Source organism: Achromobacter piechaudii NBRC 102461 (genome assembly GCF_001571245.1).
GTDB classification, from domain to species: domain Bacteria; phylum Pseudomonadota; class Gammaproteobacteria; order Burkholderiales; family Burkholderiaceae_B; genus Achromobacter; species Achromobacter piechaudii.
Genome location: NZ_BCTK01000007.1, coordinates 25,377 through 48,819, shown reverse-complemented (window position 1 = coordinate 48,819; position 23,443 = coordinate 25,377). Strand labels below are relative to the sequence as shown.

21 protein-coding genes are annotated in these 23,443 nt (G+C 65.7%); 8 read left to right on the top strand and 13 right to left on the bottom strand.

Going from position 1 to position 23,443, the window contains the following annotated elements; all coding sequences use genetic code 11:
• Positions 1-142: 142 nt before the first annotated feature.
• Positions 143-580, top strand: coding sequence for a universal stress protein (locus API01S_RS17955; RefSeq protein WP_050730502.1), 438 nt, complete (start codon positions 143-145; stop codon positions 578-580).
• 3 nt (positions 581-583) lie between these two features.
• Here API01S_RS17955 and API01S_RS17950 read toward each other — a convergent pair whose 3' ends face one another.
• From API01S_RS17950 to API01S_RS17935, 4 genes are all read right to left on the bottom strand, one after another.
• Positions 584-1,594, bottom strand: a complete 1,011-nt coding sequence (locus API01S_RS17950; protein ID WP_061305672.1) for a 2Fe-2S iron-sulfur cluster-binding protein — start codon at positions 1,592-1,594, stop codon at positions 584-586.
• 13 nt (positions 1,595-1,607) lie between these two features.
• Positions 1,608-2,087: a GlcG/HbpS family heme-binding protein gene (locus tag API01S_RS17945; RefSeq protein WP_061305669.1), complete on the bottom strand. Its 480-nt coding sequence runs from the start codon at positions 2,085-2,087 to the stop codon at positions 1,608-1,610.
• 33 nt (positions 2,088-2,120) lie between these two features.
• Positions 2,121-3,554 carry an aldehyde dehydrogenase family protein gene (locus API01S_RS17940; protein WP_061305859.1) on the bottom strand — a complete coding sequence of 478 codons (1,434 nt, stop codon included), beginning with the start codon at positions 3,552-3,554 and terminating at the stop codon, positions 2,121-2,123.
• Between the two features lie 193 nt (positions 3,555-3,747).
• Positions 3,748-5,280 carry a hypothetical protein gene (locus tag API01S_RS17935; protein WP_006216993.1) on the bottom strand — a complete coding sequence of 511 codons (1,533 nt, stop codon included), beginning with the start codon at positions 5,278-5,280 and terminating at the stop codon, positions 3,748-3,750.
• Positions 5,281-5,504: 224 nt separating this feature from the next.
• On the opposite strand from API01S_RS17935, the gene API01S_RS17930 reads away from it, so the two are divergent.
• Positions 5,505-6,248 (top strand): sulfite exporter TauE/SafE family protein, encoded by a 744-nt coding sequence (locus API01S_RS17930; RefSeq protein ID WP_006216992.1) that lies wholly within the window; start codon positions 5,505-5,507, stop codon positions 6,246-6,248.
• 79 nt (positions 6,249-6,327) lie between these two features.
• Positions 6,328-7,053 (top strand): GntR family transcriptional regulator, encoded by a 726-nt coding sequence (locus API01S_RS17925; RefSeq protein WP_061305857.1) that lies wholly within the window; start codon positions 6,328-6,330, stop codon positions 7,051-7,053.
• A gap of 35 nt (positions 7,054-7,088) precedes the next feature.
• Here the strand turns inward: API01S_RS17925 and API01S_RS17920 are convergent, their stop codons facing one another.
• From API01S_RS17920 to API01S_RS17905, 4 genes are all read right to left on the bottom strand, one after another.
• Positions 7,089-7,433 (bottom strand): 2Fe-2S iron-sulfur cluster-binding protein, encoded by a 345-nt coding sequence (locus API01S_RS17920; protein ID WP_061305667.1) that lies wholly within the window; start codon positions 7,431-7,433, stop codon positions 7,089-7,091.
• Positions 7,434-7,438: 5 nt separating this feature from the next.
• Positions 7,439-7,765: a hypothetical protein gene (locus tag API01S_RS17915; RefSeq protein ID WP_061305666.1), complete on the bottom strand. Its 327-nt coding sequence runs from the start codon at positions 7,763-7,765 to the stop codon at positions 7,439-7,441.
• Between the two features lie 4 nt (positions 7,766-7,769).
• Positions 7,770-8,069 (bottom strand): 2Fe-2S iron-sulfur cluster-binding protein, encoded by a 300-nt coding sequence (locus API01S_RS17910; RefSeq protein WP_006216988.1) that lies wholly within the window; start codon positions 8,067-8,069, stop codon positions 7,770-7,772.
• Between the two features lie 74 nt (positions 8,070-8,143).
• Positions 8,144-8,875, bottom strand: a complete 732-nt coding sequence (locus tag API01S_RS17905) for a TenA family transcriptional regulator (RefSeq protein WP_006226804.1) — start codon at positions 8,873-8,875, stop codon at positions 8,144-8,146.
• 237 nt (positions 8,876-9,112) lie between these two features.
• Here API01S_RS17905 and API01S_RS17900 point away from each other — a divergent pair, with 237 nt between their 5' ends.
• Positions 9,113-9,328: a hypothetical protein gene (locus API01S_RS17900; protein WP_084802454.1), complete on the top strand. Its 216-nt coding sequence runs from the start codon at positions 9,113-9,115 to the stop codon at positions 9,326-9,328.
• Between the two features lie 51 nt (positions 9,329-9,379).
• Here API01S_RS17900 and API01S_RS17895 read toward each other — a convergent pair whose 3' ends face one another.
• A complete protein-coding gene (locus API01S_RS17895; protein WP_050730498.1) occupies positions 9,380-9,811 on the bottom strand; it encodes a ribosomal maturation YjgA family protein in 432 nt (143 codons plus the stop codon).
• 502 nt (positions 9,812-10,313) lie between these two features.
• Here API01S_RS17895 and API01S_RS17890 point away from each other — a divergent pair.
• The 4 genes from API01S_RS17890 to API01S_RS17875 all read left to right on the top strand — a co-directional run bounded on the left by API01S_RS17890 (position 10,314) and on the right by API01S_RS17875 (position 17,485).
• Complete coding sequence (locus API01S_RS17890; protein ID WP_061305662.1) at positions 10,314-12,005, top strand: MFS transporter; 1,692 nt, start codon at positions 10,314-10,316, stop codon at positions 12,003-12,005.
• 15 nt (positions 12,006-12,020) lie between these two features.
• The gene (locus tag API01S_RS17885; protein WP_061305660.1) at positions 12,021-14,123 is read left to right on the top strand and encodes a site-specific recombinase; all 2,103 of its coding nucleotides are present in this window, start codon (positions 12,021-12,023) and stop codon (positions 14,121-14,123) included.
• Between the two features lie 194 nt (positions 14,124-14,317).
• Positions 14,318-15,736: an MFS transporter gene (locus tag API01S_RS17880; protein WP_061305658.1), complete on the top strand. Its 1,419-nt coding sequence runs from the start codon at positions 14,318-14,320 to the stop codon at positions 15,734-15,736.
• A 150-nt stretch (positions 15,737-15,886) separates the two neighbouring features.
• Positions 15,887-17,485: a methyl-accepting chemotaxis protein gene (locus tag API01S_RS17875; protein WP_061305656.1), complete on the top strand. Its 1,599-nt coding sequence runs from the start codon at positions 15,887-15,889 to the stop codon at positions 17,483-17,485.
• A 126-nt stretch (positions 17,486-17,611) separates the two neighbouring features.
• Here API01S_RS17875 and hutI read toward each other — a convergent pair whose 3' ends face one another.
• The 4 genes from hutI to API01S_RS17855 all read right to left on the bottom strand — a co-directional run bounded on the left by hutI (position 17,612) and on the right by API01S_RS17855 (position 23,397).
• Positions 17,612-18,829, bottom strand: coding sequence for an imidazolonepropionase (hutI, locus tag API01S_RS17870; RefSeq protein ID WP_061305654.1), 1,218 nt, complete (start codon positions 18,827-18,829; stop codon positions 17,612-17,614).
• A 57-nt stretch (positions 18,830-18,886) separates the two neighbouring features.
• Positions 18,887-20,293 (bottom strand): amino acid permease, encoded by a 1,407-nt coding sequence (locus API01S_RS17865; RefSeq protein ID WP_050730493.1) that lies wholly within the window; start codon positions 20,291-20,293, stop codon positions 18,887-18,889.
• A 116-nt stretch (positions 20,294-20,409) separates the two neighbouring features.
• Entirely contained in the window at positions 20,410-21,939 is a 1,530-nt protein-coding gene (gene hutH / locus API01S_RS17860) for a histidine ammonia-lyase (RefSeq protein WP_050730492.1), read from the bottom strand.
• Positions 21,940-21,984: 45 nt separating this feature from the next.
• Positions 21,985-23,397 (bottom strand): purine-cytosine permease family protein, encoded by a 1,413-nt coding sequence (locus API01S_RS17855; protein WP_050730491.1) that lies wholly within the window; start codon positions 23,395-23,397, stop codon positions 21,985-21,987.
• Positions 23,398-23,443 lie beyond the last annotated feature (46 nt).

The window sequence follows — 23,443 nt, the reverse complement described above, 5'->3', positions numbered from 1 at the left end:
GCGGCGACGCGCAAAAATACTTAGTCGGCATGTCCTTATGCGCGGCAGGCATCCTCCTTACGCGGGACTGGATGGCGCACAACGGCGGGCATATACTGATTTCGCCGTTGCTCGACATTCCTTTTCCTAAAGGAGAGGCAACATGTACAGGCATTTGCTCATCGCCGTGGATGGCTCGCTGCTATCCGAATCGGCATTCAAGCGCGCCCTTGTCTTTGCCAAGGAAATGGGCGCCACCATCACGCTAATTCGCGCCGTTCCCGAGGACCACTTGCTGGTCTACCAGGCCGAAATGCTGGGCACCACACAGGCGCAACACAACGACCAGACCCGCAAGAGCGCGCAAAGCTACCTTGACGGGCTTGAGATGGAAGCGCGCCATGCGCTGGTGCCTTGCAGCGCCGTGGTGGTGGTCAACGACCATCCGCACGAGGCCATCGTGGAAACGGCCAAGACCGAAGGCTGCGATCTGATCATCATGGGCTCGCACGGGCGCCACGGCATGACGGGCTTCCTGCTGGGCAGCGAAACCCAGCGCGTGCTGGCCAAGACGCGCCTGCCCGTGCTGGTGTTCCGATAGCCGTCAGGCCGCCGCTTCCAGCGCGTGCTGGAACGTGAAGCTGTCGGCGTAGATGTGGTCCAGGCTGGCGCCGCGTCCGGCCAGCAGATGCTTGGCGTCGCGCACCATCGCGGGCGCGCCGCACAGGTAGATGGCGTGCTCGGACAGGTCGTCGTGGTCTTGCAGGACCGCGTCCTGCACATGGCCGCGACGCCCTTGCCAGCCCGCATCCGCGCGCGACAGCACCGGCACGAAGTTGAATTCGTACAAGCGCCCCGCCCAGCTTTCGATCTCGTCTTGCAGATACAGGTCGGCCTGCGTGCGCATGCCCCAGTACAAGGTGACGGGCGGGCAGTCTTCCTTGTCCAGCAACGATTCCAGAATCGCCTTGATCGGGGCGATGCCGGTGCCCGTGGCAATCAGGATGAGCGGACGCCAGTCCTCTTCGTGATAGCTGAAGACGCCCAGCGGAGCCTCGATCGTCAGCGGCGCGCCGGCTTGCGCCTGGCCCAGCCATTGATCGGTATAACGGCCACCGGGAATGCGGCGCACGTGAAAGTCCACCAGACCATCCGACGAGGCCGAGGCCATCGAAAAGCTGCGCGTCTCGCCATCGGGCAGCAGCACGTTCATGTACTGGCCCGGTACATAGTCCAGCGGTCCGTCGGGCAGTGCGAGCGTCAGGTGGATGATGTCGTCCGTGTAGGGCTCGATGCGGTGCACGGTGGCGGCCAGCTGGCGCGGCTCGGGAAAGGTCTGCCGACTGCTGGCCACGCTGATGCAAAGATCGCTCTGCGCGCGCGCCTGGCAAGCCAGCGCATAGCCTTCGGCGGCTTCCTCGGGCGTCAATGCCATCGGAAATTCCTCATAGCCGACCGCGCCCGATTCCAGCTTGATGCGGCACGTGCCGCAGCCGCCGAACGTGCATTCGTGCGGCAGCTTCACTGACGCGCGTTCGGCCGCTTCCAACAGGGATTCATCGGCGCCCGCCACGAAGGCTTCGCCGGTTTGCAGGATGTGGACGCGGTATGCCATCGCGGGGCCTCGCTTATTTCTTGATGTCGGCCTGCACCAGCACTTTCATGCCGCGCGGTTCCAACAATTCGGCCAGGGCCGCCAGCGAGGCCAGACCGGCCTGCGTGTCCTGCTCGCCGTTGCCGCCGCTCAGGCCCACGCCGCCGATGACCTCGTCGTTGACCACGATCGGGAACCCGCCGACGAACACGGCGAACTTGCCTTCGAAGCTCCATTGGATGCCGAACGCTTCGTTGCCCGGCAGCGCCGGGCCATTGGGCGCGGTGTTGAACAGGTGCGTCGAACGCTTGTGGCCGGCGGCGGTGAACGCCTTGTTCCAGGCGATCTGCGGCCCGGTGATGCGGGCGCCGTCCATGCGTTCCAACGCAATGGGATAGCCGCCGTCATCGACGATGCAGATGGATTCCAGCACGCCGATTTCCTGCGACTTGGCGATGGCGGCGCGCACCATCAGGCGCGCTTCTTCCAGTTCCAGGCGGTAGATCTGTTTCATGTTCGTAGCCTCTTTCAGTGTGAAACCGCGCAATCAGCCCGCGCGGTAGATGGTTTTGATCTGCGTGTAGAACTCCAGGCCCACGCGTCCCGATTCACGGAACGTGGACGTGCTGGACGCCTTCAGGCCGCCGAACGGCGCGTTGATCAGGTTGCCCGTGGTGGTGCGGTTGATCTTCACCGTGCCCGCCTGGATGTCGCGCGCGAACCGGTGGGCGTAGCGCGCGTCGGTGGTGGCGATGGCGGCGGACAGGCCGTATTCCGTGTCGTTGGCCTTGGCGATGGCGTCTTCGTAGCCATCGACTTCGATGATCGCGATGACCGGTCCGAATATCTCTTCGCGCGCGATGCGCATTTGCTGGGTGACATCGGTGAACAGCGCGGGCGTGACGTAATAGCCGTGCTCAAAACCGGGGCTGGTCAGCGTGTCGCCGCCGCACAAGTGGGTGGCCTCCTGCTTGCCGATCGCCACGTAGCTCAATACGTTATCCAACTGCTTGCGGGTGGCCAGCGGACCCAGGTCGAAATTGCGCTCCAGCCCATTGCCGATCGTCAGCGCCTTGACGCGCGCGACCAGCTTGTCGGTGAACGCCTGGCGCACCTTCGCATCGACCAGCACGCGGCTGGTGCCGGTGCAGGCCTGGCCACTCAACGAGAACCCGCCCTTGACCGCCAGGTCCACCGCGCGATCCAGGTCGGCGTCGGCCAGCACGATCAGCGGGTTCTTGCCGCCCAGCTCCATCTGAGTGCGCGTGGTGAGGCCAGCGCTGCGGTGAATCTGCTCGCCCGCCGCGGTCGAACCGGTGAACGAGATGGCGCGCACGACGGGCGCGCTGGTGATTGCCGCGCCTACCGCCGCTGCCGGGCCAATCACCAGGTTGAGCACGCCTGCCGGAAGGCCGGCCTGCACAAAGGCTTCGGTCAGGCGGTAACCGGACAGCGGCGCGTCGGACGACGGCTTGAAGACGACGGTGTTGCCCGCGATCAGCGCGGGCGCGATCTTGCGGGCGGGAATGGAAATGGGGAAATTCCACGGCGAAATCACGGCGGCAACGCCCAGCGGTTCGCGCTGGCTGTAGACCACCATGTCCGGGTCGTCGTTGACGAAGGTTTCGCCGGTAAAGCTCTGGCCCTCGACCGCGTAGAAGCGGATCGTCTGCGCCGAACGCAGCACTTCGTCCTTTGCCAGGTTCAGGCCCTTGCCTTCTTCCCGAGTCAGTTCCCGGGCGAAGGCGTCGGCATGGTCTTCCAGGTACTGCGCGGCGCGGAACAGGATGGCGGCGCGCTTGGAGATCGGCGTGTCGCGCCACGCGGCAAACGCGGCATCAGCCGCTTGCAGGGCGCGGCGCGCGTCTTCGGCGTCCGAGACCGGAAAGTTGCCCACCACGTCGCGGGTATCCGCCGGGTTGATGTTAGGCGCGGTGCGGCCGGTGGCGCTGGGCACCCAGGCGCCGCCGATATGGTTCATGAATGTCTGCTGCGAAAGATCGTCCACGGGAGCGCTTCCTTTACCGGTGCGGGGATGGCCCGAATGCGGGCGTCTGAGGTAATTTCTGAACATTGTATACTTTAATCAGTAGGCGACGATCCGTGATAACCCCAGGAACGGCGTAAAAAAGGGGCCCGCTGCGGGGCCCCTTCGTTGCGGCCGCGCTGGCGGATCAGCCCCAGATCAGTACCGCGCAGATGGTGGACACGAACAAGGCCAACAGCACGGGCAGCAACAGCGCCCGCACCAGTGACAGCACGTTCACCCGCGCAAAGCCGGCTACCGCTATCAGGGACGACCACGCGATCAGCGTGCCGCCGCCCGTCCAGACGGCGCCCATCTGCCCCACGGCGGCAAGCGTCGCGGGGTCCACGCCCACCACGGGGCCCAGCGCGCCGGACAAGGTGCCCGTCAGCGGCAAGCCGGCGAAGCCGGAGCCGTCGATGCCGGTGATCATGCCGACGAGCAGCACGCCGAACGCCACCAGGAAATGGTTCTCGGGGATCAGATGCTGACCGGCGGAAATCACTTCAAACAGCAGCCCCGGGGCTTGCGCCTGCGGCACGCCCAGGATCTGTGCGGCGGTTTCGTTGGCGCCGATGAAGAAGAAGCCGGCAATCGGCAGCACCGAGCCCATGGCCTTGAAGGCAAAGACGAACCCGTCGGTGACGTGCTCCGGACATACGTCCAGCATCTTGCGCGGACCCTCGGCGGCCAGCGTCACCAGCATCATCACCACGAAGGCCACGCCGCCCACCAGCGCCGCCGCGTCGCCGCCGCGCAAGGCGGGCAGGGTCGGGAATATCCGGGGCAGGACCATCACCGCGATCACGGCCAGGAAGGCCAGCGGCGTCACCACGGCGAAAGTCTTGGACCAGCGCACGCGGCGGCGTTCCTCTTCGGTGATGACGGGGCCCTTGGGCAACGCGGGGTCGGCTCCCATCGTGCCGCGCGCCAGTTCCGCCTTGTCGAACGAGCCTGATTGTTCGATCTTGGCCAGGCTGCCGTCCTGCGCGCGGGCCTGCCAGGCGTCCAGCAGCGCAGAATTGGCGGGCACGATGTGCTTGCGGATCAGCAGGTAGGCCGCCACCAGCGCGACCGCGCCGGTAATCAGCGACAGCACCAACGCGCGGTCGGCCACCACCGCCGCGCTGACTGCCGCGCCGGCCGCCTTGGCGCTGATGCTGGGAGCCACGCCGATCACGTAATCCGATGACAAGGCCATGCCCTGGCCGGCGATGGCGATCGCCATGGCGCCCGCCAGCGGCGGCAAGCCGGCCGCGATGGCTGCCGGCAGCAGGATGGCGGACACCAGCGGCACAGCCGGGGTCGGCCAGAAGAACAGCGAGATCACATACGTACAGAGCGCGATGATGACAAAGGACGAATGCCCGCCCCGCATCACGCGCCGGAACGGCTGCACCATCCGCACGTCCGCCTGCAACGTTTTCAAGGAGTTGAGCAGGGCGGTCATGAACGTGATGACCAGGAAAATATTGAACAACTCCTTGGCGGCCACGAAGCTGGCCGAAAAGATACCGATCAGTGCGCTGATCGGATTGCCTGTGATGGCTAGTACCACCAGAAAGGTGCCGATTACCGATGGCACCACCACGTTGGCCCGCAAAATCATCGTCAGGATGATGGCGGCCACGCTGATCAGATACATCCAGTGAGCAGCAGTGAGCACGACGTCCGCTTGCATGCGCGATTCCCCTTGTGACGTGGCTGTTAGATCGCCACAATCGGTATACTATATTTCGTTGAGAGCCATACCAATCGAAATATGCAGCGCCTAGGGAAACCGATAATTCTGAAAAATCGATGAATAAGCCCGATAAAACACGGGTTTACCCTGGGTTTTCGCCGGCGACCTATTCAAGTCAGAATTCTGGTGCTGACTATCGTATACATAAAAGGCTGTAGCCCATGCCCGCCACCCTGTCGTTCCCCGATCTTTGGCATTACGCCGCGATGGCCGTGGTGGTGTTCGGCGCGGCCGTGGCGCAGGGCGTGGGCGGAATCGGCTTCGCCATGTTCGCCGCCCCCGTGGCGGCGATGTTCTTTCCGCAGTTGGCCCCCGGCCCGCTATTGACGCTGGGCGGGTTCATTTCTCTGCTCACGGCACTGCGTGAACGGGCCTTCATCGATTGGTCTTCCGTGTCTTACGCCCTGGTCGGGCGCGCGGTGGGCACGCTGATCGCCATCTACGCCATGGCGCGTTTTGCCCCTCAGACGCTGGGCGTGCTGTTCGCCGGCATGATCCTGGTGGCCGTGGCCCTGAGCGCGGCGGGCCTGCGCTTTACGGCCACGCCCGGCCGGGTGTCGGGCGCGGGAGTTGCTTCCGGCATCATGGGCACGATGACCTCGGTGGGCGCGCCGCCCATCGCCATCGTGCTCCAACACACGGCGCCGCCCCGGCTGCGGGCCACGCTGGGCGTGGTGCTGTTCCTGGGCTCGATCTTCTCCCTGGCCATGCTGGCGCTGGCCAAGCGCTACACCGGCTATCACCTCGGTCTGGCGCTGAGTCTGGCGCCCTTCCTGCTGGCAGGTTTCGCAGTCTCCAACCGGTTGCGATCGCTGCTGCCGCCCCACGCCGTGCGCACCGTATTGCTCGTTGCGTGCGCGCTGGGTGCGGTGGGCGTGCTGGTCAAAGCCTTCTGGGGCGCCTGATGCGCGGTTTTCGTCACGGCGCTTGGCTACACCCGGTAATACAATGGAGAATGTATCCATTAATCCATACATGCTCGCCATGACTACTTCGCCTGTCAGCCCGCAAGCCGCCCAGATGCCGTCTTCCGCCTCGCTGAAGATCGGCGAGCAACACCCGCAATTGTTCGCCGTCATCCGTGACAAGCTGCGCGAACGCATCCTCAGCGGGGAATTCACCCCCGGAGACCGCCTCGTCGAAGGCCGTTTGTCAGAAGAGATGGGCGTATCCCGCATCCCGGTGCGTGAAGCGCTGCGGGCATTGGCCGCCGAAGGGCTGGTCACCATCGAGCCGCGTCGCGGCGCGTCGGTGTCCGTGCTGTCCGATGCGGTTGCCTATGACATGGTGGAAGTGCGCGCCACGCTGGAAGGGCTCAACGCCAAGCTGGCGGCCCAGCGGCGCGACGCGAAGACGGTCGAACGCTTGCAGGCCTTCCTGCGCGAAGGCACCGAAGCCGCTCGCGGCGAACAGCTGGACAAGTTCCTGGCGCTGAATTCGCAGTTCCACGAAATGCTGGCCACCATCGGCGGCAACATGGTGCTGACGGATCTGATGCGCTCATTGCGCGACCGCACGGCGCTGCTGTTCGCGCCCAGCAACATGCATCGCGCCAAGGCCAATTGGGACGAGCATTCGCAGATCCTGAACGCCGTCATCGCCGGCAATGGCGACCTGGCCGCGCTGCTGGCCAGCCAGCACGTGCATAACGCAGCCAAGGCATACACCGACACCCAGCAGCAACAGCCGCAGCACGACGCGGCGGACTGAAACCGCAAACGGGCGGACTTTCTGTCCGCCTGACTTCAGGCGGATGGCACCGGCGCGTCGACCGGGTCCACGCCCACCACCACGCCCTTGCCGTTCTGCACGACCCACGACACCTTGACGTCGCCGTTGACGAACGTCTGGCAAGCCATGCGGTAGCCGGCTTCGAAGTCTTCGGGACGCAGATGCTTGCGCTCTTTCGGCTTGATCGCGTCGGTGTTTTCCAGCCCTTCTTCAATGCGGCATTTGCAGGTGCCGCACAGGCCGCCACCGCATTTGAACGGGATACCGCCCTTTTCCTTCAGCGACACGCGCAGCAGGTTGCTGTTCTCGGGTGCGGTCGCAACCTTGGCGCCGTTCGATAGAAATGTAATCTGAACCATGTGTATCAATGCTCCGCGACGGCGGCGGCGGGGCGCAGCGTCAAGGTGGATTCCATGCTGCCAAAACGCGTCAGGTGCGCCAGCTCCTTGCGAGCGGCCTCGACCGACGGGAATTTCTCCAGGAACTTGGACGGCACGCGGTTGACGACGTAAGGCGGGGTGTCTTCGGTCACCGTCAGGCGCGTCGGGCCATGCAGCCGGGCGATGCGAAAGACCGCCAGCATGCGCCCGTAGAAGACGTAGTCGTAGGTTTCGATGATGTCGACGTCGGCGCCGACTTCGGTGTGGAATACGCCGGGCTTGGTCGTCAGGATCACATAGGAAGCGTCCATCGCGTTATGCCTCCGCATCCTGAACCAGCTCGACATCGTGGTTCAGCCACAGCTGGCAGGCCAGCCGGTAGCCCTGGTCGATGCGATCGCCCAGCTGCTTTTTCTCTTTCCAATTGACCGGCGGCAAATGCTCGGCGCCGGCCAGTACCCGGCACGCGCACTTGGCGCACTTGCCCATGCCGCATTCGTAGCGCAGATGCGGATACGGAAACTGCTTGATGCCGGCCCGCACCACAAGATTGGTGTTGTCCTTCACCACGTCGGTGTAGGTCTGGCCGCCTTTATGAAATACAACGGTAGGCATGAGTCTGTCGTCCAGGGCTGCGGGCGGGGCGCGACGCCCACGCGGCGCGCCCCCGATGAAACACCCGCGATGAATCAGGCGGCCAAGCCCAGTTCGGGCAGCTTGATCTCGTGCTGCACGTAGTCGGTGTACAACGCCGTGGTGTACAGCAGGCGCATCTGCGCGCCGATTTCGCAGATCTTCAGGCAGCGCTGCTGCAACTCGACCGTGTTGGCGTGTTCCAGCACGATCTGATAGCCGCGTTCGCCATGGATCTCGTCGGACACGATGTGCAGGTCGAAGAATTCCACTTCCTCATCCGTGAACCCGTACTTTTCGCGCAGCGTCGGCGTCTGCTTGCGGTAGATGGACGGCACCTGCGATTCCAGGCCGACGACCAGGCCGGCCACGGCCACGATGGGGTCCTCGCGCATGGCCACGGCATAACACCAGCTTTGCAGCGCGCGCGTGGTGGGCGACATGTTGTCCGGGTTGGTGACCCGTTCGCGCGTCGTGCCGCAGGCTTCGGCAAAGCGGATCAGCAGGTCGGTGTGGCGATCGCCCCCGATTTCTTCTTCATACATATTGGCCAGCAGGAAGTCCTTGGCCTCGGTGTAGGTATCCGGCGTGCGGGCGTACAGGTAGCCCAGGTAATCGGCGAACGGGCCCACATAGTGATAGTGGTTCTCGGCCCAGCGCGACAGGTGTTCGCGGCTGAGTTTGCCTTCGGCCCAGGCGATGGAAAAGGGCGACGCGTTGGCGCTCTTGCCCTTGATCGCGTTTTCCAACGCGGTACGGAATTCATCTCGGTTCATCAGTTCGGCCATGACGGGCTCCAGTCCAGTGGGAGGGATTCCAGGCTGGTTTAGCCCGGGCATGATGAACATTGTATACCGTCTACTGTTTAAGACTGCTAGGGCATTCCCGGAGAAAGCCTGGCAAAAAGGGGGCAGATCCTTAGATATCAACGCGTTAACAGCCTGCGAGCGTAGGCCGGGGCGGACTGGACGAGGGCGGGCGCCGCTAGTACAATGAATACACTTTCAATGCAATACGGAAATACCATGAATACCCGCCATCCTCTTGGAGACGCCCCCATCGGCCAGCAGCTGCTGACGCATTACGCCCGCCGCGATGCGGTGCGCCACGCCACGCCCTTGTTCCCTTCGTCGTGGGCCGAACTGTTCGCCCCCTTCCGCAATGCCCGCCTGCAACCGCTGCGCGCGCAAGCGACCGCAGCCCGTCGTAACGACGACGAGCCGATGTATCAAGCAGGTTGATGTCTGGACCGCTCCGGGGCGTCTACCCCGGGGCCGTTTTATTCGCGCAGGTTAGCGGCGAGCACGCAGGCTGGCGCGCAAGCGTGCATTCTGTAGAGATACGGCCTGTTGGCGACGCTGGTTGGCGCCAGCCAACAGCAGCACCACCACGAACCCCACGGTATAGGCCAGCACGTCCCACCAGTCGGGCACGCTGCCCAGCACCACGCGCAGGATCGGCTGCTGGATCTGAAGGCCATACTGCTTTGCCAGATATTGGCAAAACTCCACCGCATATCCCGTGAGCAACGCCGCGATCGCCAGCGGCAGGACCTGCGCGCGGATGAACGTGCGATACACCAGATATGCCCAGCCCACCGCGATCACATCGCCCAGGAAGCCGCGCAGGAACGGATAGGGCGCGCCATACAGCGCAATCAGCGCCAGCAGCGCGGTAACGGCAAGCAGGGCGACGAACGCGCGCCCGTTGAAGGTCAGGGTCATGGCAGGAAACGGCAGAAGGTAAATGGCTGAAGCGCCGGCCCCAAATCGCGGACAGGCGGTTCGAACAAGCAGTTCGACAGATAGCGCGGACCGCCCGCGCAAGCCGAACGCACCGAAAAATACGAAGCGTCCGGACAGCAAGCAGGCCACCCGCGCGAACCCCGGGCAGCGTACCCCATATCCCCGGGAAAACCCGGAAACAGCAGCCAATCATGCGTCACTAAAAGTTATTCGCCGGCATGCTCATTGCGGATCATCGACACCACCAAGCTATCCCTGCCTGGAAATTGCCTCGTCCGCCTTTCCGCCCCTGGCGTCAGCCCCAAGTTATCCCGCGTTGTCCACCGCCTATCCACCGGCTTTCCACTGCCAATCCACTGGCTTACCCACAGTGTTATCCACCGCCCGGCGCGCTGCACCGCCGCGCTGAATCCGGCGTACCATTGATCACCCGTGCAACGCCCGGTCCACCGGGCAGACCAAGACGCGCCCCCGAGCCCCTATGCTCCAACCCGTCTCTCCCTCCGCCGACCTGCCGCCCAAAGCGCCCGCCGCACCCGCCGCGCCACTGACCGTCAGCACGCTGTCCCCCTTCGCATTCCCCGCGTTTCGCATCATCTGGATTGCGAACCTGTTCGCCAACCTGGGCACCTGGGCGCAGTCCGTCGCCGCCGCGTGGATCATCACCACCGAGCAGAGCAGCCCGCTGATGGTCGCCATGATCCAGGTGGCCGCCGCCTTCCCGCTGGTGGCGCTGTCCATTCTTACCGGCGTGCTTGCCGACAACTACGACCGCCGCAAGGTCATGCTGGCCGGCATGCTGCTTGAGCTGGCAGGTGGCGTCTTCATCACCATCCTGGCGTTCGCGGGCCTACTGCACCCGATCACGCTGATCGCATCGGTCTTCTGCATCGCCATCGGCAGCGCCGTCGTGACCCCGGCCTGGCAAGCCGCCGTGGGCGAGCAGGTGCCGCGTGAACACGTGGGCAGCGCCGTGCTGCTCAATAGCGTGAACTTCAACGTGGCGCGAGCGGTCGGTCCGGCCATCGGCGGCCTGCTGCTGGGTGCGATGGGCGCGCCGTGGGTCTTCCTGTTGAACTGCGTCTGTTACGGCGCCCTGGTCTGGGCCATCTGGCGCTGGCGGCGCGTGGTGCCCGTGCGGCGCTTGCCGCCGGAGGGTTTGCTGGAAGGCGTCGTCGCCGCGCTGCGCTACACGCAGCATTCAACGGTGACGCGCGTGGTGATGCTGCGCTCGTTCGCCTTTGGCCTGTCGGCCAGCGCCTTGTGGGCCTTGCTGCCCTTGCTGGCGCACGAACACGCGGACGGCAGCGCCTTGCTGTATGGCTACATGCTGGGCGCGCTGGGCGTGGGCGCCATTCTGGGCAGCGTCGTCGTGCGGCGCATCCGGCAGGCCTGGGGCGCCAGCGCGCTGATCACCGTGGCCGCCGCGCTGCTGGCAGTGTGCCTCGCGGCGCTGGGCCTGACCGATACGCTATGGGTGGCGTTCCCGGCGTTGCTGGTGTCGGGCAGTTGCTGGATCGGCGTACTGGCGACCTACAACACCACCGTGCAACTGCTGGTGCCGGACTGGGTCAAGGCCCGGTCGCTGGCGCTGTACCAGACCGCCATCTTTGGCGGGCTGGCGGCCGGCTCGTTCATGTGGGGCCACTTTGCCGGCACCATGGGCGTGTCCGGGGCGCTGACCACCGCCGGCATCATGCTGGGCATCACGGTGGCGCTGCTGTACCGCTCGCGTCTGCCTGAGCACGTGGACGCGCAATCGCTCGCGCGCGTGGACGACGTTGAGCCCGCCATGGCCGCCGCCGGCTTCAATACGCAGCATGGCGCAGTGCTGGTCGCGGTGGAATACCAGATCGACCAGGACAAGCTGCGCGCGCTGATCGCCGCCGCGCATCCCCTGCGGCTGCTGCGACTGCGCAATGGCGCGCAGCAGTGGCAACTGTTCCGCGACCTGGAACGCGAAGGCATCTGGCGCGAAGTGTTCCTTGTGGAAAGCCGGATGCAGTATCTGCGCATGATCGATCGCATGACGCTGGCCGACAAGATGGTGCTGGACGAGGTGCGGGCCCTGCATGGCGGCGAGCAACCGCCGGTGGTGTCGCGCAACGTCAGCTACCTGGCCATGAATGAAGCGCAGGGGTTCTCCCTGCGCCGCCACCCCGAAGCCCCCTGACCCGCGAGGCCGCCCATGCTCACATCCCTTTGGCGCAAGTGGCGGGCCGCGCGCCACGGCGGTCCGCAGTTGGACGTCATCCTCGCCAGCGCCGATCCCGACGCACCGCTGGCCGACCGCAACATGTGGATGGTGGATCTGTGCCGCTGGCTTGATCGCCCCAGCGCGCCGGCCGCGCCCACGCTGCCCGCCGACGGGGCCGCCGAGTCCGTCCGCCACCCCCAGCACGCGCGCTTGCGCTACGTGCTGCAAGTGCTGGAACACAATCCCGAACGCGCCGCGCGCGTGGCCGCCACCTTGCGCTCGCTGGTGGCCGACAACGACCCCACGTCCTTGCTGTGCGACACCGGCGTGGCGTCGCACCCGGGCTTCTGGGGCGAATTCTGGGAACGCGCCCAAGCCCGCCTGCTGCCGCCGCCGCCCAACCGCCCCGACATGTTTGGGCTGTTCTCCCTGATCTTCCGGCGCGCGGGCGATGCCGCGTGGATCGAGTCGCTGGACGACGACACCCTGGCCCGCATGCGCAGGCTGTTTCGCTCGGGTGACGCGGTGGCGCACCCGCTGGCTCCCGACGCCAGCGGCGCCGAGCCGCTTTCGCCCCGGCTGGAACAGGCCTTGACCAGCAGCATCCAGGTGCTGGTCAGCCAGGTTCGCGCCACCGGCCTGAGCCAGGACATCCGCTCGCGCTTGCCCGGCCGGGTCGAGGAATCTCCCTTCTTCGCGCTGGCCACGGCGGCGACCGAGCTGTGCGCCACCACGCCGGACACGCCGCGCGACGTATTCGGCCGCCGCCTGAACATGTTCCGCGCGCTGCTAGACGGCTGCCGCGCCGCCGCCCAGGGCGTGTACGACGAACTGGAGAAGAACGGCGTATCGGTCGAAGTGGTCTTCCAGATCGAACGCATGAAGCTGCGCGTGGCCCGTATCGAACTGCTGCTGGGAGTCTGGGTCGACCCCACTCAGCGGCACAAGTTCGTGCACCTGACCGCCGAGCTGATCCGCTCGACCCAGGCGCGCAGCAGCATCCGCCACCTGGCCGCTTCGTCTTTCGCGCAACTGGCGCGCCGCGTCATGGAGCGCACCGCCGAAACGGGAGAGCACTACATCGCGCGGGACGCGGTGGAATACCTGACCATGCTCAAGGCGTCGCTGGGCGGCGGCTTCGTCATGGTGTTCACGGTCTATCTGAAATTTTTCATCGTGTCGCTGCATCTGGACAAGTTCATCGAGGGGCTGCTTGCGTCGCTGAACTACGCGGGCGGGTTTCTCGTCATTCACTTTTCCCATTTCACGCTTGCCACCAAGCAGCCCGCGATGACCGGCCCCGCGCTGGCCCACCGGCTGGACGACGCCTACACGCCCGAAGGGCGCGACGCCTTCCTGGACGACACGATGGCGATGATCCGCTCCAACGCCGCGGCCATCCTGGGCAATCTGGCCGTGGTGTTTCCGCTGGCCTGGGCCGTGCAGTGGGTCGCGGTCAATGGCCTGGACCGGCCGCTGATCAACGCCGACAAAGCCCACGAGACGCTGGCCTCGTTCTCGGCATGGGGACCCACGCCGCTCTACGCCGCCGCCACCGGCGTGCTGCTGTGGCTGTCCAGCCTGATCGCGGGCTGGGCCGACAACTGGTTTGCGCTGCACCGCGTGCATGACGTGATGGCCTACAACCGGCGCGCGCGGCACCTGCTGGGCGAACGCGGCGCGGCGCGCTGGGCGGGGTTCTGGCAACGCAACATCTCGGGCATCGCGGGCAATGTGTCGCTGGGCCTGATGCTGGGATTGGGGCCGGCCATCGTCAGCTTCTTCGGGCCGCACGTCGAGGTGCGCCACGTGACACTGAGCGCCGGGCAGCTGGGCACCGTGATCGGCACGCTGGGATGGCAGGTCGTGCACACGCAGGAGTTCTGGCTGGCCGTGGCGGGCATTGCGTTGACGGGCATCCTGAATGTCGGCGTCAGCTTCGCGCTGGCCTTCAACGTGGCGATGCGTTCCCGCGACCTGCGCCGCCGCGATCGCGATTCCCTGTCGGCAGGCGTGCGGCAACGCATCTGGCAACGGCCCGCGACGCTGTTCTGGCCGGTCAAGCCCAGACCAGCGCCCACCGCCACACCCTAGGCGCTCGTCAACACGTGGTGGTGGCGGTGACGACTTCCTTGCAGTCGCCTGGCCGGGGCGCGGCTTGGGCGGGCGCCCGGCCTACGCCTCCGCCTCGCCGTCCTGACGAAGCGTTGAATCCCGATGCCGCATTAGAATCAGTCCTCACGTTGCCGGACGCCCCGCCCCGCACGCCTCGCCCCTGACGCCGCCTCATGCTCTCGTTCTCACGCAACACCGTTTATCCGGCTGGCGCCGGCCTGCCTGCTTCGGAACGCCTGGGCGCGCTGCTGGCCGTCATGCTGGCGGTTTGCATGGCCAGCCTGGACACGGCCATCGCCAACACCGCGCTGCCCACCATCGCGCGCGACCTTCAGGCCAGCGACGCGGGTTCGATCTGGGTCATCAGCGGCTATCAGCTGGCCATGGTGGCCGGCCTGTTGCCCGCCGCCGCGCTGGGAGAAATCCTGGGTCACCGCCGCGTTTACATCGCGGGTTTGATCGTGTTCACGCTGTCGTCGCTGGCCTGCGGCCTGGCGCCGTCTTTGCCGGTGCTGGTGGTGGCGCGCATCCTGCAGGGGCTGGGCGCGGCTGGCGTCATGAGCGTGAACGGCGCGCTGCTGCGCTTCATCTATCCGTCTTCGATGCTGGGAAGGGGCCTGGGCCTGAATGCGATGGTAGTCGGGCTGTCGTTCGCGGCCGGGCCCACCGCCGCATCCGCCATCCTGCTGCTGGGGTCCTGGCATTGGCTATTCCTCATCAACGTGCCCATCGGTATCGTGGCGGCCGTCCTGGGCTTGCGCGGCCTGCCTGAAACGGCGCGCGCGCCGCATGCGTTCGACGGCATCGCCGCCGCACTGTGCGCGCTGACGCTGGGACTGTTCGTGCTGGGCTCCAACGAACTCGCGCAAGGCGCGCCGTGGCCGCGCGTCACGCTGGAATGGGGCGGCGCCATCGCCACCTTGTGGCTGCTGATGCGGCGCCAGGCCGGCCACCCCGCGCCCATCCTGGCCGTCGACCTGCTGCGCCGGCCGCTGTTCGCCCTGTCCGCCGCCACCGCCGTCTGCGCCTTCGCCGCGCAGGCGCTGGCTTTTGTCTCGCTGCCCTTCATGTTCCAGACCGTGCTGGGCTACAGCCAGGTCCATACCGGCTTCCTGATCACGCCCTGGCCGGTGGTGGTGGCCATCATGGCCCCTATCGCCGGCCGCCTGTCCGACCACTACCCGGCGGGCATTCTGGGCGGGGTCGGGCTGTCGCTGCTGGCGCTGGGCCTGGCGCTGATGGCGCTGCTGCCCGCCGCGCCGTCGGTCTGGGACATCTGCTGGCGCATGGCGATCTGCGGCGCGGGCTTCGGCTTTTTTCAATCGCCCAACCTGCGCGCCATCATGACCTCCGCGCCCGCCTCGCGCGCAGGCGGCGCCAGCGGCATGATCGGCACGGTGCGCTTATTGGGCCAGGCATCGGGCGCGGCGCTGGTGGCGGCATGCTTTCACGTATCCACCTCGCATGGCGCCGTCGCCGCCTTGTGGCTGGGTGGGTTGTGCGCCGCGCTGGCCGCTATCGCCAGCTTCTCGCGCCTGCGCTTTGATGCCTCCGAGCCCCTGTCTCCGTCCGTGGCGCGCCCTTCCAAATAGTCATCTGCGCGACATTGTTGCGCTATTTGTCGATATATTCGTCGAACGGGTAGACATATTGGTAAGTTGTGCAACAGTCGCCTAAATATCTGTGAGGCGCAGTCGTTGTTGTGAATGCAGCACTCGCTGTATTTGGGGGGACGACTCGCTATGACACAGTTTTTGAAAGACATCACGATCCGCCGCATGATCCTGTGCACCCTGCTCGCCGTCAGCGCGCTGGTGATCGGACTGTCGGCGATCAGCGTTAACGGTCTGCGCAGCGCTGGCGAAGCGCTTGCCGACAGTAGCAAATTGCTCCATGAAGTCTCGACGCTTTCACGGGTCAACGACCAGATCATGCGCGCCCGCCTGCGGCTGTCGCGTCAGCTGGAATACGCGGGCGAAGGCAAGACCGCTCAAGCGGCGGAAGAAGGCCGCAGCATCGACGCCGCGCTGAACGAGGCGCGCAAGCAGCAAGCCATCTTCATCGAACTGGCCGCCAAGGACGCGCCGGCCGCGCTGCTGCAACCCATGCAGGCCGGCTTCGACGCACTGGTCAACGGCGGCATCGCCGTGCAGCGCCAGCACCTGGAAGCAGGCGACATCGCCCGTGCCCGCGAACATGCGGCCAGCGCCGTGGTCACCGCCAGCCGCGCCTTTGGCAAGAGCATCGAAAACTACGAGGCCTACGCCAAGGAACGCGAAACGCAGCTGTGGGACAGCGCGGCCGCCAAGCGCCAGCAGGCCTACACCAGCATGGCTATCGTGCTGGCCGTCTGCCTCCTGTTGCTGGCATTGGGCGACCGCTATGTGGTGATCTTCGTGCGCCGACCGCTGGACGCCATCAAAGCGCACTTTCGCCGCATCGCCGGCGGCGACCTGACCACGCCCCTGCCGTCATACGGCCGCAACTGTGTGGGGCAGATCATCCCCTACCTGCAGGAAATGCAGGAGAGCCTGGTGCGCACCGTGCATGCCGTGCGTGAAGGCGTGGTGGAAATCAATGCCGGTTCCAGCGAAATCGCCGCCGGCAACCAGGATCTGTCCAGCCGCACCGAACAGCAGGCGGCGTCGCTGGAACAAACCGCCGCCAGCATGGAAGAACTGCTGTCCACCGTGACCAGCAACGCTGAGAACGCCCGCCAGGCCAACCAGATGGCGGTCGTCGCCAGCCAGGTGGTCCAGCGTGGCGGCCTGGCCGTGAAAGAAGCCGTCAGCACCATGCGCGAAATCGCGCAGGACTCGGGCCGTATCGAAGACATCGTCGGCGTGATCGACGGCATCGCCTTCCAGACCAACATCCTGGCGCTGAACGCGGCGGTCGAAGCCGCGCGCGCGGGCGAAGAGGGCAAGGGCTTCGCGGTGGTGGCGGCGGAAGTGCGCTCACTGGCGCAACGCAGCGCGGGCGCGGCCAAAGAGATCAAGCAATTGCTCTCGACCTCGAGCGCGACCGTCCAGGCGGGTTCCACCCAGGTCGAAACGGCGGGACGCACCATGCAGGAGATCCTGGAAACCATCGAACGGCTGACCCTGCTGGTCAACGACATCGCCACGGCGTCGCAAGAGCAGGTGACCGGCATCGACCAGGTCAACACGGCGGTCAATCAGATGGACCAGGTGACGCAGCAAAACGCCGCGCTGGTCGAAGAAGCCGCGGCGGCCGCCACGTCGCTGGAGGATCAGGCCCAGCGCTTGCAGGGCGCGGTCAGCGCGTTCCGTCTGCCGACGTTGATCCAGGATCAGCGACACCTCGCCATCGCGGCCTGACCCTGGCGCTACCCGCTCGGCGCACGCCGGGCGGCGGCATTTCCCGAAGCACGGGCACCGCATTCGCGGTGCCCGTTCTTTCTTGAAGCTTCAAGCGCGCGAGCCGCGATCCGGCCCGTGCATCGCTCAAGCCAGCTGCGTCACATCCACCAGCGCGCCATGACGGATCACGCGCTTGGGCAGATCGCCGCCAATCCAGTACGCCAGCTCGGCCGGGTGCGCAACGTCCCACGCCACGAAGTCCGCCACCTTGCCCACCTCCAGCGAACCGTGCGTCACATGCAGCCCCAGTGCCCGCGCCGCATGCAGCGTCGCACCGGCCAGGGCTTCTTCGGGCGTCATGCGGAACAGCGTGCAGGCCATGCTCATCATCAGCCGCAACGACAACACGGGTGACGTGCCCGGATTCAGATCGGTGGAAATCGCGATGGGCACGCCATGGCGGCGGAGCAGGTCCAACGGCGGCAACTGCGTTTCACGCAGGGCGTAGAACGCGCCGGGCAACAGGACCGCCACGGTGCCCGCCTGAGCCATCGCCAGCACATCGCTTTCAGTCAGGTATTCAAGATGATCCGCCGACAGCGCGCCATAACGCGCGGCCAGCGTGGCGCCATGCAGCGAGGACAACTGCTCGGCATGCAGCTTGACGGGCAGATCCAGGTGCGCCGCCGCCTGGAACACCCGTTCGACCTGCGCCGGCGAAAACGCCAGATGCTCGCAGAATGCATCGACCGCGTCGACCAACCCTTCGGCCGCCAGCACCGGCAACATGCGGCGGGCGACTTCGTCGATGTAATCGTCCGGGCGGCCGGCGAATTCCGGCGGCAAGGCGTGCGCGGCCAGACAGGTGGCCCGCACGGTCATGGGCAGCATCTGACCCAAGCGCCGAGCCACCCGCAGCATCTTGCGTTCGTTGGGCAGGTCCAGGCCGTAGCCCGATTTGATCTCCAGTGTGGTCACGCCGTCGCGCAGCAGATGCAGCGCGCGCTGCCGGGCGCTGGCGTACAACGCATCTTCCGACGCCTCGCGCGTGGCGCGCACGGTGCTGGCGATGCCGCCGCCTTGCGCCGCGATCTTGGCATAGTCCACGCCTTGCAGCCGCTGTTCGAATTCCGTGCTGCGGTTGCCGCCGAAGACCAGATGCGTATGGCAGTCGATCAAGCCCGGCGTGACCCAGGCCCCGCGCAGATCGTGCTCATGCACCGCGTCGACGGGCGGCAGCGCCGCTTCTTTGCCGATCCATTCGATGCGGTCGGCATGCGTCACGATGGCGGCCTCGTCGATCACGGAATACACCCCGTCCACCATGGTGGCGGCGTGGCAATGTCGCCAGACCTGTCTCATGCAAATTCTCCTTGAAGCCGGCGCCACGCCGCGCTGGGCGACGGGCGCCGTATTGGATCAGTCAGACCCTTCCGTCACCGGCACCGGCATGCCGCCACGAGGACCGCGCGGCACGACCAGATAACGGTACGCCAGGCACAGCAAGGCAATCCACGCCGCGCCCACGATCAAGGCCATCTGCGTGCGCGGGAAATAGCCCAGCACCCCGATCACGAACACCAGGAACACGATGGCCAGCGCCGGACCGATGGGCCAGAAGGGCACCGGGAACTTCAGCTGGGCAACCTCCTCGGCACTCATCTTGCGCCGCATGCCCACTTGCGACAACAGAATCATCAGCCACACCCACACCGTCGCAAAGGTGGCGATAGAGGCGATCAGCATGAAGACGTCTTCGGGGATCAGGTAGTTGAGCAGCACGCCCAGCAACAGCGCCACGGTCATCACCACCACCGTCATCCACGGCACGCCGGACTTCGACACCGCTCCGAACGCGCGGGGAGCCTGCCCCTGTTGAGCCATGCCGTACAACATGCGGCCCGCGCCGAAGATGTCGCTGTTGATCGCCGACACGGCAGCCGAGATCACCACGATGTTCAGGATGGTTGCCGCCGATTTGATGCCCAGCCCATCGAAGATCTGCACGAACGGACTGCCCTGGCTGCCGATCTGCGTCCACGGAAAGAGCGACATCAGCACGAACAGCGTTAGCACGTAGAACAGCAGGATGCGCAGCGGCACCGCGTTGATCGCGCGCGGGATGGTCTTTGCGGGGTCCTTGGCTTCGCCCGCGGTGATGCCGATGATCTCGATGCCGCCGAAGGCGAACACCACCACCGCCAGCGAGGCAATCAGTCCGCTTACGCCGTTGGGCATGAAACCGCCGTGCTGCCACAGGTTCTGCACGCCCGTCGCCGCGCTGCCCGCATCCATGCCCAGGCCGAACAGCATGATGCCCAGCCCCCCCGCGATCATCGCGATGATGGCGCCCACCTTCAGCAGCGACAGCCAGAATTCCAGTTCGCCAAACACCTTGACCGAACACAGGTTGATCGCGCCGATGAAGAGCACGATGGACAGCACCCAGATCCAGCGCGGCACATCGGGATACCAGAAGCCCATGTACAGGCCAAACGCGGTGATGTCGGCCAGGCAGACGATGATCATCTCGAACGCGTAGGTCCAGCCGGTCAGAAAGCCCGCTATCGGCCCCAGGTAACACGTGGCGTAATGCCCGAAGGAGCCCGACACGGGATCCTTCACCGCCATTTCCCCCAGCGCGCGCATCACCATGTATACGGCCGCGCCGGCAATCAGATAGGCGATCAGCACCGATGGCCCGGCCTCCTGGATGGCCTTGGCCGATCCGTAGAACAAGCCTGTCCCGATGGCCGATCCCAACGCCATGAAGCGGATATGCCTGGCGTTGAGCCCCCGTTTGAGATCCTGCGTTTGCGCTTGCATTGTCTTCTCCGTCCTTGTTATAGGCGTACAGCATCAAACGCTGTGCGAGCGGCTTCTATGGCCGCTTGCGCACAGCGCTGCAAAGGCGGCGCCCGAAGAGCGCCGCAACCTTGAAATCAAAGGCTGGGTAGCAGTCCCACCGGCATCAGGCCGTTGAACACCTGTGCCGAAATCAGGCTGCTGGCGGCAGCGATGTCCGGCGCGAAGAAGCGGTCTTCTTCGTAGTGCGGCACCTTCTCGCGCAGCGCGCGGCGCGCCTGTTCAAGCTGGGGCGAGGTCTTGAGCCCTTCGCGGAAGTCCAGCCCCTGGCACGCACCCAGCCACTCGATGGCCAGGATGTCGCGCACGTTTTCCGCCATGGCCCACAAGCGCTTGCCGGCGTTGGGCGCCATCGAGACGTGGTCTTCCTGGTTGGCCGACGTGGGCATGCTGTCCACGCTGGCCGGGTGCGCCAGCGCCTTGTTGTCGCTGGCCAGCGCGGCCGCGGTCACCTGCGCGATCATGAAGCCCGAGTTGACGCCGCCCTTGCTGACCAGGAATGGCGGCAGCTGCGACATGTGCTTGTCCATCATCAGCGCAATGCGCCGTTCCGACAGCGCGCCGATCTCGGCCAGCGCCAACGCCAGGTTGTCCGCCACCATCGCCACGGGTTCGGCGTGGAAGTTGCCGCCCGAGATCACGTCGCCTTGCGCCACGAACACAAGCGGGTTGTCCGACACGGCGTTCGATTCGATTTGCAGCACGTGCGCGGCATGACGGATCTGCGTCAGGCACGCGCCCATCACCTGCGGCTGGCAACGCAGGGAATAGGGGTCCTGCACCTTTTCGCAATCGGCGTGCGAATGGCCGACCTCGCTGTCCTGACCCAACAGATCGCGGTACACAGCAGCTACCGCGATCTGGCCCGGCTGGCCGCGCGCGGCGTGGATGCGGGCGTCGAACGGCACGCGCGATCCCAGCATCGCTTCCACGCTGAGGCTGCCGCACACCAAGCCCGCCGCCATCATGTCTTCCGCTTCGAAGAGGCCGCGCAGCGCATAGGCGGTGGACACCTGCGTGCCGTTCAACAGCGCCAGCCCTTCCTTGGCCGCCAACGTCAGTGGCACCAGGCCGGCCCGCGCCAGCGCTTCCTGCGCCGGCAGCCATTCGCCTTGATAGCGCGCGCGGCTCTCGCCCAGCAGCACGATCGACATGTGCGCCAGCGGGGCCAGGTCGCCCGACGCGCCCACCGAACCCTTCAACGGAATATGCGGATAGACGCCCGCGTTCACCATCGCGATCAGGCTGTCGATGACGTGGCGGCGTATGCCGGAATAACCGCGCGCCAGGCTGTTGATCTTCAGCACCATGATCAGCCGGACCATGGCGTCGTCCAGCGGCTCGCCCACGCCCGCCGCGTGCGACCGCACCAGCGAACTTTGCAGCGCTTGCAGATCTTCGCGCGCGATCTTGGTCGACGCCAGCAAGCCAAAGCCCGTGTTGATGCCATACACCGTACGGCCCTCGGCGATCAGGCGCTCTACCGTCGCCACGCTGGCGTCGATGGCGTCGGCCGCGCCCGCGTCCAGGCTCAAGCGCACCGGTTCCTGGTACACGCGACGCAAGTCGGACAGGGTCAGATGGCCGGGCTTCAGATGCAATTCCATGTGGGGTCTCCTACGCCGGCTCGCCGGCTTGATGCAATGTTGTTGTCATGCCGGACGTTGCGCCGGCTCGTGCGCCGCAAGCCGCGTGTCGCGGCGGGCGAATAGGTAATAAAGAATGCTGGGAACGATCAGGCCGATGATCCACGACACATCCACGCCGCCCAGGCGTTCGACCATCGGGCCGGTGTAGAGCTTGGTCGAGATGAACGGCATCTGCACCAACACGCCGACCGCGTACACCGCGATGCCCGGCAGGTTCCAGCGCCCGTACCGGCCATTCGGATCCGACAGCGCGGCCACGTCATACCGTTCGCGGTTGATGAAGTAGTAATCCACCAGATTCACCGCGCTCCACGGCACGAAGAACGCCAGCAGGAAAAGAATGAAAGACTTGAATGCGTTCAGGAAAGAATGCTGGCCCACCAGGGCCACCGCCGTCGCCGCGCCCACGATCAGCACCACGGCCACCGCGCGCTGGCGCCGGGAAATTTCCACATGCCCGCGAAAGCCGCTCACGATGGTGGCCACGCACATGAAGCTGCCGTAGGAGTTGAGCGTCGAGATCGTGACCTTGCCGAAGGCGATGCTGAAATACAGCAACGCCGCCATCGTGCCCGTGCCACCCAGCCCCACGATGTAAGCGACCTCGCGCCCCGCGAACTGCCCCGCCGACATCGCGGCGGCCAGCACGCCCAGCACCATGGCGATCTGCGCGCCCAGCACCGAGCCCAGGCCCACCGCCAGGAACGTCTTGACCGAAGACGTGCTGCTGGGCAGGTAGCGCGAATAGTCCGCCACGTAGGGGCCATAGGCGATCTGCCACGACGCCGCCAGCGACACGGCCAACAGGAACGGCCCCCAGGCGAAATGCCGGATCTGCAACAACTGGCCCACATCGCCCACCGCGATCACGCGGCTGAACAGATACACGAACGCAATCAGGCCGAATACGGTGGCAATGCGTCCGATGATGTGGATCACGCGATAGCCGAACAAGGTCGCCACCACGATGACCGACGCGAAGATCAGGATGCCGACGGTGTCGCTGACCCCGAACAGCTGCCCCAGCGCCTGGCCGGACAGCACCGTGCCCGTGGCCGTGAAGCCCAGGTACATCAGGCACACCAGCACGATGGGAATCGCCGCGCCGTAGACGCCGAACTGCACGCGACTGGAGATCATCTGCGGCAATCCCAGCTTGGGGCCCTGCGCCGCGTGCAACGCCATCACCACGCCGCCCAAGACCTGTCCGATGAACAACCCGATCAGCGACCAGAACACGTCGCCACCCAGCACCACCGCCAGCGCGCCGGTGACGATCGCGGTGATCTGAAGGTTGGCGCCCATCCACAGCGTGAATTGGCTGTAGAGCCTGCCGTGCCGCTCGGAGGGCGGAATGTAGTCGATGGAACGCCGCTCGATAAGCGGCGTGGTCCCTGTCTCGCTGCTTTGCGCCATCGCATTGCCTCAAGGGTGGCGTGGGGCGGACCGATGCCGGTCACGG

What these genes read in the sequence shown, in the direction of transcription:
- API01S_RS17955 (WP_050730502.1), top strand. Translation starts at nt 143, where the DNA reads ATGTACAGGCATTTGCTCATCGCCGTGGATGGCTCGCTGCTATCCGAA.
- API01S_RS17950 (WP_061305672.1), bottom strand. Translation starts at nt 1,594, where the DNA reads ATGGCATACCGCGTCCACATCCTGCAAACCGGCGAAGCCTTCGTGGCG.
- API01S_RS17945 (WP_061305669.1), bottom strand. Translation starts at nt 2,087, where the DNA reads ATGAAACAGATCTACCGCCTGGAACTGGAAGAAGCGCGCCTGATGGTG.
- API01S_RS17940 (WP_061305859.1), bottom strand. Translation starts at nt 3,554, where the DNA reads ATGAACCATATCGGCGGCGCCTGGGTGCCCAGCGCCACCGGCCGCACC.
- API01S_RS17935 (WP_006216993.1), bottom strand. Translation starts at nt 5,280, where the DNA reads ATGCAAGCGGACGTCGTGCTCACTGCTGCTCACTGGATGTATCTGATC.
- API01S_RS17930 (WP_006216992.1), top strand. Translation starts at nt 5,505, where the DNA reads ATGCCCGCCACCCTGTCGTTCCCCGATCTTTGGCATTACGCCGCGATG.
- API01S_RS17925 (WP_061305857.1), top strand. Translation starts at nt 6,328, where the DNA reads ATGACTACTTCGCCTGTCAGCCCGCAAGCCGCCCAGATGCCGTCTTCC.
- API01S_RS17920 (WP_061305667.1), bottom strand. Translation starts at nt 7,433, where the DNA reads ATGGTTCAGATTACATTTCTATCGAACGGCGCCAAGGTTGCGACCGCA.
- API01S_RS17915 (WP_061305666.1), bottom strand. Translation starts at nt 7,765, where the DNA reads ATGGACGCTTCCTATGTGATCCTGACGACCAAGCCCGGCGTATTCCAC.
- API01S_RS17910 (WP_006216988.1), bottom strand. Translation starts at nt 8,069, where the DNA reads ATGCCTACCGTTGTATTTCATAAAGGCGGCCAGACCTACACCGACGTG.
- API01S_RS17905 (WP_006226804.1), bottom strand. Translation starts at nt 8,875, where the DNA reads ATGGCCGAACTGATGAACCGAGATGAATTCCGTACCGCGTTGGAAAAC.
- API01S_RS17900 (WP_084802454.1), top strand. Translation starts at nt 9,113, where the DNA reads ATGAATACCCGCCATCCTCTTGGAGACGCCCCCATCGGCCAGCAGCTG.
- API01S_RS17895 (WP_050730498.1), bottom strand. Translation starts at nt 9,811, where the DNA reads ATGACCCTGACCTTCAACGGGCGCGCGTTCGTCGCCCTGCTTGCCGTT.
- API01S_RS17890 (WP_061305662.1), top strand. Translation starts at nt 10,314, where the DNA reads ATGCTCCAACCCGTCTCTCCCTCCGCCGACCTGCCGCCCAAAGCGCCC.
- API01S_RS17885 (WP_061305660.1), top strand. Translation starts at nt 12,021, where the DNA reads ATGCTCACATCCCTTTGGCGCAAGTGGCGGGCCGCGCGCCACGGCGGT.
- API01S_RS17880 (WP_061305658.1), top strand. Translation starts at nt 14,318, where the DNA reads ATGCTCTCGTTCTCACGCAACACCGTTTATCCGGCTGGCGCCGGCCTG.
- API01S_RS17875 (WP_061305656.1), top strand. Translation starts at nt 15,887, where the DNA reads ATGACACAGTTTTTGAAAGACATCACGATCCGCCGCATGATCCTGTGC.
- hutI (WP_061305654.1), bottom strand. Translation starts at nt 18,829, where the DNA reads ATGAGACAGGTCTGGCGACATTGCCACGCCGCCACCATGGTGGACGGG.
- API01S_RS17865 (WP_050730493.1), bottom strand. Translation starts at nt 20,293, where the DNA reads ATGCAAGCGCAAACGCAGGATCTCAAACGGGGGCTCAACGCCAGGCAT.
- hutH (WP_050730492.1), bottom strand. Translation starts at nt 21,939, where the DNA reads ATGGAATTGCATCTGAAGCCCGGCCATCTGACCCTGTCCGACTTGCGT.
- API01S_RS17855 (WP_050730491.1), bottom strand. Translation starts at nt 23,397, where the DNA reads ATGGCGCAAAGCAGCGAGACAGGGACCACGCCGCTTATCGAGCGGCGT.